Raw genomic sequence first — 6457 nt, forward strand, 5'->3', positions numbered from 1 at the left:
GAAGCCCAAGCCACACGGCACTCGCCCTGAACTGTAGGGGCACCGAAACCCTCGCGGCTCTGGGCCGGAAGGGTGGGAGCTTGGCCACTCCACTTGCCACGAACGCACCCTCGCGGGTGGTCGAACCGCTCCATCATACCGGACGCCGTTGCCGCGCCCCTAATCGCCCCTCATCGCCGACGGTGGTCGCAGGCCCCAGGCGTGTGCGGGTCCGTGCTGCGCAATGCGCGCCCCCGCACTGGTTGTGCAGCACGGGAGTGCACACGAGGCGTCCGGACCCTCCCCCGGCACCGACGCGAGGGCCTTCGGCGCTCAGTCGGAGAGCACGACCCAGCCGAAGCCGCCGTCGACGAGTTCCACGAGGCGGTGGCCCTCCCCCAGGTGTGCCAGCACGTCGCCCTCCACCACCACCGACGCCGGGCCCGCGAGGTCGACCACGATCGCGGTCGAGCCCGTCTCGGCGGCGGTCGCCGCAACATCGTCCAGCGTGCACGGCACAGGCCGGGCCTCGGGGTGCCAGGCCTGCAAGGCGTCCAGCCCGGTGAACACCGGCACCGCGGTCGCCCCGGACGCCGAGGTCACGAGCACCACCGCCATCTCCGCGTGCCGGCCGGGGTCGGGCCCCTGCCCGGACTCGTCCCCGCTCGCCACGATCGGCAGCAGGAACCGCGCGCTGCACAGTTCCACGATGGCCCGTTGGTAGGCCAGACCGTCTGTGTAGGCCTCCGCCAGCAACGCCCGCACCCGGGGATCCGGCGCACCCGTGTCACCGGCGAAGGAGGCGTTGGGCTGTCCGAGGGTACGCACGGCGTCCACCGTACTGGCGTGGGGCCCTACAGTGGGCACCATGGATCCCAACGTGCTCCACCTGGTCGTCGCGGCTGCCTCGACGCTGGCGTTCGTCGTCGTCACCGCGCTGATCTGGCGGCGCGCCCAGGTGAAGACGGTGTTCTGGTGGATCGGCCTCACCCTGCTTCCGTTCGGCCTCTACCTGCTCGGGCTCGCCCCGGCGATCCAGGGTGCCGTGGACACGCTGACCGCGTGGGCGACCAGCCTCACGTTCACCCCGCTCGTCTGGACCGGCGTCGTGCTCGCCGGCCTGTCCGCCCTGCTCATGCTCGGCAGCCGACTCATCCCGTCGGAGTCCTTCGCCGATCGCCGCGCCGCCCGCAAGGAAGCGGCCAAGCAGCCGCAGACGGCGTCCGGACGCCCCTCGTCGCGGCCCCCGGCCACCGCGAGCGACCGCCGCGCGGTCACGTCCAACCGAACCGCGCCCACCCCGACGCCGCAGGCCTCGCCCAAGCCCGCCCAGGCCGCGGGTTCCAGCCAGGACGCCGAGTTCGACGAGATCGCCGACATCCTCCGCAAGCGCGGCATCAACTGAGCGCGCGCCCCTGGAAGCTCAGGAGGCCGCCGCGTACCGGGCGTGCAGTTCGCGCAGCGTCGCGACATCGGCGTCCACGTGTCCCCGGTCGACGCGCTGCAGGCCGACGAGGGGATGGTCGACGGTGCCGAGTTCGAGGAACGCCCACGCATCCCCCGGCCGGTAGCGCACCGACGCGATGTCACCCCAGGCCACCTGGTGCACGCGGAGCCCGTTGCGGAACCGGACGCCCCCCGGCCCGGCCTTCACCCAGCACCCGGCCATGGACCACACGATCGCGAGCATCACGACCACGAAGAACACCAGCGTCGCCAGCTGGAAGCCCGTGAACTGCACCCGGATCGCCTGCGGCAGCGCGAACCAGCCGAACAGCGCCATGCCCGGCAGGAGGACGGTCCAGATCGTCGCGTGCCGCCGGAGCACCCGCGGGTAGGCCGAGAACTCGCCGAAGCCGGCGGCGTCGGGCGAGCTCACAGCCGGCACGCCGCGATGTCGGTGACGAGGATGCCCTCGGCGCCCACGTCCCACAGCTCGTCCATGAGGCGGGGGGCGTCGGCGGCCGGGATCATCGCCCGCACGGCCAGCCAGCCCTCCCGGGCGAGATGCGACACGGTCGGCGAATCGATGCCGGGCGTGATCGCGCAGGCGGCGTCCAGCTTCTCGGCGCGGATGTTGTAGTCGACCATCTTGTAGTTGCGCGCCGTCATGACGCCGGACAGGCGGCGCAGCAGCAGGTCGAGGCCGGCGGGGCGCCCGGCGCCGCGCGGCTGGATGAGGATGGCCTCGCTGATGAGGATGGGCTCGCCGAACATCTCCAGCCCGGCGCGCTTCAGCGTCGAGCCCGTCTCGACGACGTCGGCCACGGCGTCCGCGACCCCGAGCCGCACCGCCGACTCGACGGCCCCGTCCAGCTTGATGAGCCGCGCCTCGACGCCGCGCTCGGCCAGCCAGGCGCCGAGCAGCCCCGGGTAGCTCGTCGCGACGCGCTTGCCGGCCAGGTGCTGCGGCGTCCAGTCGGACGCCGCCGGTGCGGCGAAGCGGAACTTCGTGCCGCCGAAGCCCAGCGCCACGACCTCCTCGGCGTCGGCGCCCGAGTCGAGCAGCATGTCGCGGCCCGTGAAGCCGAGGTCGAGCGTGCGCTCCCCCACGTAGGTCGCGATGTCGCGCGGGCGCAGGTAGTAGAACTCGACCCCGTTGTCGTTGTCCAACAGGACGAGGTCCTTGGAGTCGGTGCGCTGCTTGTAGCCGGCCTCGGTCAGCATGTGCGTCGTCGCCTCGGCTAGCGAGCCCTTGTTGGGCAGGGCGATGCGCAGCAGCGGACGGTCGTTCATTCTCGGGCCTCCCGGCACGGTGTGGTGGAACGTGTGGAACGGATCAGAGGTGGCGGTAAACGTCGTCGAGCGTGAGGCCCTTGGCGATCATCATCACCTGCGCGTGGTAGAGCAGTTGGCTGATCTCTTCGGCGGTCTCGGCGTCCGATTGGTACTCGGCGGCCATCCACGCCTCGGCCGCCTCTTCGACGAGCTTCTTGCCGATGGCATGGACGCCGGCGTCCAGCTCCTTGACCGTGCCCGACCCCTCGGGGCGCGCTACGGCCTTGGCGGACAGCTCGGCGAACAGCTCCTCGAACGACTTCACGGGGGGTGAGTCTACTGCGTCACAGGCGCACGCCCAGGAGGGCGTCGAGGGCTGCGACGACCGCACAAACGGCGTCCGTGTCGTCGCCGCCGATGGTCTCGGACGCCTCGACCCAGGTGTCCACGGCCGCCAGGGCGGCCGGCGCGTCGAGGTCGTCGCGGAGGGCGTCCCGGACGGCGGCGATCGTCTCCGCAGCCGGGAGGGAGGAGGGTTCGTTCAGGACGCCGCGCCAGCGGGCCAGCCGCTCCTCGGCGGCGGCGAGGTCGGCGTCGGTGTACTCCCAGTCGGTGCGGTAGTGATGGGCGAGCAGGGCGAGCCGGATGGCCATCGGGTCGTGCCCGGCCTCGCGGAGCTTGCTCACGAAGACGAGATTGCCCTTCGACTTGCTCATCTTCTCGCCCTGGTAGCCGACCATCCCGGCGTGCACGTAGGCGTGCGCGAACGGCTCGCCGGTCGCGGCGCGCGCTTCGAGGGCGCACATCTCGTGGTGGGGGAAGACGAGGTCGGCGCCGCCGCCCTGCACGTCGAAATGGGGCCCGAGGTGTTCGAGGGCGATCGCCGTGCACTCGATGTGCCAGCCCGGACGCCCCTGGCCGAGGCTCGAGGGCCACGCCGGCTCGCCCTCGCGGGCGAGGCGCCAGACGAGGCAGTCGAAGGGGTCGTCCTTGCCGGGGCGGTCGGGGTCGCCGCCGCGCTCGGCGAAGATCGCACGGGCGGCGTCCAGGTCGAGATGGGCGACGCCCATGAAGCCCTCGGCCGCGGAGCAGCGGAAGTACCAGTCGGGGTGCTCGTCGTCGGCGACCTGGTAGACGAGGCCGGTGTCCCTGAGCCGCTCGATGAGGGCGACGACGAGGGGGATCGACTCGACCGCGCCCACGTAGTGATCGGGCGGGAGGATGCGCAGGGCCTCCATGTCGGTGCGGAAGAGCTCGGTCTGCTCCTCGGCGAGGTCCTCCCAGGCGACGCCCGTGGCCCCGGCGCGCTCGAGGAGGGGGTCGTCGACGTCGGTGACGTTCTGGGTGTAGGTGACGCCGAGGCCGGCGTCGCGCCAGGTGCGGTTGAGGAGGTCGAACGCGAGGTAGGTGTTCGCGTGGCCCAGGTGGGTGGCGTCGTACGGTGTGATGCCGCAGACGTAGAGGCGCGCGTCCCCGCCGGTCGGGCCGACCTCGACCAGAGCCTGGGTGGCGGAGTCGAACACCCGCGGACGCCGCGGGTCCACGTCCAGCGTGGGGATCTCGGGACGGGACCAGGCCTGCATCGGTGCTCCTTGCTCAGGTGGCGCTGACAGCGCGATGGCAACACGCTGCCGGAAACTCTAACGCGGGGTCTACCCTTGCTCGTTGGCAGACGGCACCGTCGGACACGTTGGGAGCGCTCATGTTGGATTGGTGGCAGTCGGTCATCCTCGGCATCGTCGAGGGTGTCACCGAGTTCCTCCCGATCTCGTCCACCGGCCACCTCACCGTGGTCGAGAAACTCATGGGCCTGCCCATCGACGACCTGAGCGTCACTGCGTACACCGCGATCATCCAGGTGGGCGCGATGCTGGCGGCGATCGTCTACTTCTGGTCGGACATCGTGCGCATCGCCGGCGCCTGGTTCACCGGCCTCACCCACAAGGACAAGCGCGGCGCCGACTTCCAGATGGGCTGGGCGATCATCGCCGGCTTCCTGGTGACGGCCGTGATCGGCGTCCTGCTGAAGGACGTCATCGAGGGGCCGCTGCGGAGCCTCTGGGTGGTCGTGACGGGCCTGCTCGGCTGGAGCGTCGTCATGTTCGCCGGCGACCGGCTGGGTCAGCAGACCCGCGGCGAGGAAACCATCACGTGGAAGGACGGCCTCATCCTGGGCGCCATCCAGTCGATCGCGCTCATCCCGGGCGTGAGCCGGTCGGGGGCGACGATCTCGGGGGCCCTGCTGATGGGCATCGACCGCGTGACCGCCACCCGGATGAGCTTCTTCCTCGGCATCCCCACCCTCACCGCTGCAGGGGGCTTCCAGGCCGTGTCGGCGGCGTCCGACATCTCGGCGCCGGGCGGCGTGGGCTGGGTGGCGACCATCATCGGGACCGTCGTGTCGTTCGTGGTGGCGTATGCGTCCATCGCGTGGCTGCTCAAGTTCGTCGCCACCAACGACTTCACCGCGTTCGTCATCTACCGCATCGTGCTGGCGCTGCTCATCGCCGGCCTGCTCCTCAGCGGGCACATCGCGGCCGTCTGACGCCGCCGGTCGCCTCGGCGGTGGTCGGTTCGGCCCCGTTAGGGTGGGGTGCATGAAGCGGCGCACCGTGGGAACGTCGGGCCTGTCCGTGTCGCGGATGGGGCTCGGGACGATGACGTGGGGCCGCGACACCACCAAGGAGGACGCCCGCGCCCTCGTGCGGGCGTTCGTGGATGCCGGGGGCGACCTCGTCGACACTGCACCCGCCTACGGCCGCGGCGAGGCCGAGCGCATGCTCGGCATGCTCATGCGCACCGAGGTGGCCCGCGACGACCTCGTGATCGCGACGAAGGCGGGGTTCACGTTCCGCGACGGCGTGCGCGTCGTGGACACCTCGCGGCGGGCGTTGCTAGACGACCTGCACGACTCCTTGCGGCGTCTGCGCACCGACCACATCGACCTGTGGCAGGTGCACGCGTGGGGGCAGGCGCCGCTGGAGGAGACGCTCGCGGCGCTCGATCACGCGGTGACCACCGGCGTCGTGCGCTACGCCGGCGTGTCGAACTTCGTGGGCTGGCAGACGGCGTCCGCGGCGACGTGGCAGGAGGCGTTCCCGGGGCGCGCCCGGATCGTGAGCGCCCAGGTGGAGTACTCGTTGCTGGCGCGGCGCGCCGAGGTCGAGGTGCTGCCCGCGGTGCGCCACTTCGAGATGGGCTTCTTCCCGTGGTCGCCGATGGGCCGGGGGGTGCTGACGGGCAAGTACCGGGGCGTCGTGCCGCGGGGGTCGCGGGCGGCGTCGGAGCACTTCGGCTGGTACGTCAAGCCGTACCTCGAGGCGCGCTCGCGGGCGGTCGTGGAGGCGGTGGCGAAGGCCGGCGACGGACTCGGCCTGTCGCCGCTGCAGGTGGCGTGGCTGTGGGTGCGGGACGCCCCGGGCGTCACCGCTCCCCTGCTGGGCGCCCGGACCGCCGACCAACTGGCCCCCTACCTGGACGCCGAGGCGGCCGTCCTGCCCGGACCCATCGCCGCCGCCCTGGACGATGTCTCCGGCGGCACGAATGAGGCTCGGTCGGACGCCGCCGCGCCTGACGGCCGCGGCTGATCGCCGCGCGGACCCGATTCGACTCACGCCGCTGGGCGCGTTATAGTGCTGGGGCTGTCGGGGGAACCCGATCGACACCTGCGCGGGTGGCGGAATTGGTAGACGCGCTAGCTTGAGGTGCTAGTGCCCGATTAAGGGCGTGGAGGTTCAAGTCCTCTCTCGCGCACGATGGC

The 6457-nt window shown here is 71.7% G+C and carries 8 protein-coding genes and 1 tRNA gene; 4 read left to right on the top strand and 5 right to left on the bottom strand.

Features of this window, described 5'->3' with window-relative positions; genetic code table 11:
* Nucleotides 1-312: 312 nt before the first annotated feature.
* Entirely contained in the window at nucleotides 313-807 is a 495-nt protein-coding gene (locus Q1K57_RS15505) for an SseB family protein (RefSeq protein ID WP_300084286.1), read from the bottom strand.
* 40 nt (nucleotides 808-847) lie between these two features.
* On the opposite strand from Q1K57_RS15505, the gene Q1K57_RS15510 reads away from it, so the two are divergent.
* Nucleotides 848-1384 carry a hypothetical protein gene (locus Q1K57_RS15510; protein WP_300084288.1) on the top strand — a complete coding sequence of 179 codons (537 nt, stop codon included), beginning with the start codon at nucleotides 848-850 and terminating at the stop codon, nucleotides 1382-1384.
* An 18-nt stretch (nucleotides 1385-1402) separates the two neighbouring features.
* On the opposite strand, the gene Q1K57_RS15515 is transcribed toward Q1K57_RS15510, so the two are convergent.
* From Q1K57_RS15515 to mshC, 4 genes are read right to left on the bottom strand one after another with little or no spacing between them, the layout of a single operon-like run.
* Entirely contained in the window at nucleotides 1403-1867 is a 465-nt protein-coding gene (locus tag Q1K57_RS15515) for a PH domain-containing protein (protein WP_300084290.1), read from the bottom strand.
* A complete protein-coding gene (gene hisG, locus Q1K57_RS15520) occupies nucleotides 1855-2715 on the bottom strand; it encodes an ATP phosphoribosyltransferase (RefSeq protein WP_300084292.1) in 861 nt (286 codons plus the stop codon). Before hisG ends, Q1K57_RS15515 begins: the two co-directional genes overlap by 13 nt.
* A gap of 43 nt (nucleotides 2716-2758) precedes the next feature.
* Nucleotides 2759-3022, bottom strand: a complete 264-nt coding sequence (locus tag Q1K57_RS15525) for a phosphoribosyl-ATP diphosphatase (RefSeq protein WP_300084294.1) — start codon at nucleotides 3020-3022, stop codon at nucleotides 2759-2761.
* 19 nt (nucleotides 3023-3041) lie between these two features.
* Nucleotides 3042-4280, bottom strand: a complete 1239-nt coding sequence (gene mshC, locus Q1K57_RS15530) for a cysteine--1-D-myo-inosityl 2-amino-2-deoxy-alpha-D-glucopyranoside ligase (protein WP_300084296.1) — start codon at nucleotides 4278-4280, stop codon at nucleotides 3042-3044.
* Nucleotides 4281-4402: 122 nt separating this feature from the next.
* On the opposite strand from mshC, the gene Q1K57_RS15535 reads away from it, so the two are divergent.
* From Q1K57_RS15535 to Q1K57_RS15545, 3 genes are all read left to right on the top strand, one after another.
* Nucleotides 4403-5242, top strand: coding sequence for an undecaprenyl-diphosphate phosphatase (locus Q1K57_RS15535; protein WP_300084300.1), 840 nt, complete (start codon nucleotides 4403-4405; stop codon nucleotides 5240-5242).
* Nucleotides 5243-5294: 52 nt separating this feature from the next.
* Nucleotides 5295-6284, top strand: coding sequence for an aldo/keto reductase (locus Q1K57_RS15540; protein WP_300084298.1), 990 nt, complete (start codon nucleotides 5295-5297; stop codon nucleotides 6282-6284).
* Between the two features lie 80 nt (nucleotides 6285-6364).
* Nucleotides 6365-6450 (top strand) — tRNA-Leu (locus Q1K57_RS15545).
* Nucleotides 6451-6457 lie beyond the last annotated feature (7 nt).

The sequence above is a fragment of the Propioniciclava sp. genome (assembly GCF_029977985.1).
Taxonomy (GTDB): Bacteria; Actinomycetota; Actinomycetes; order Propionibacteriales; family Propionibacteriaceae; genus Propioniciclava.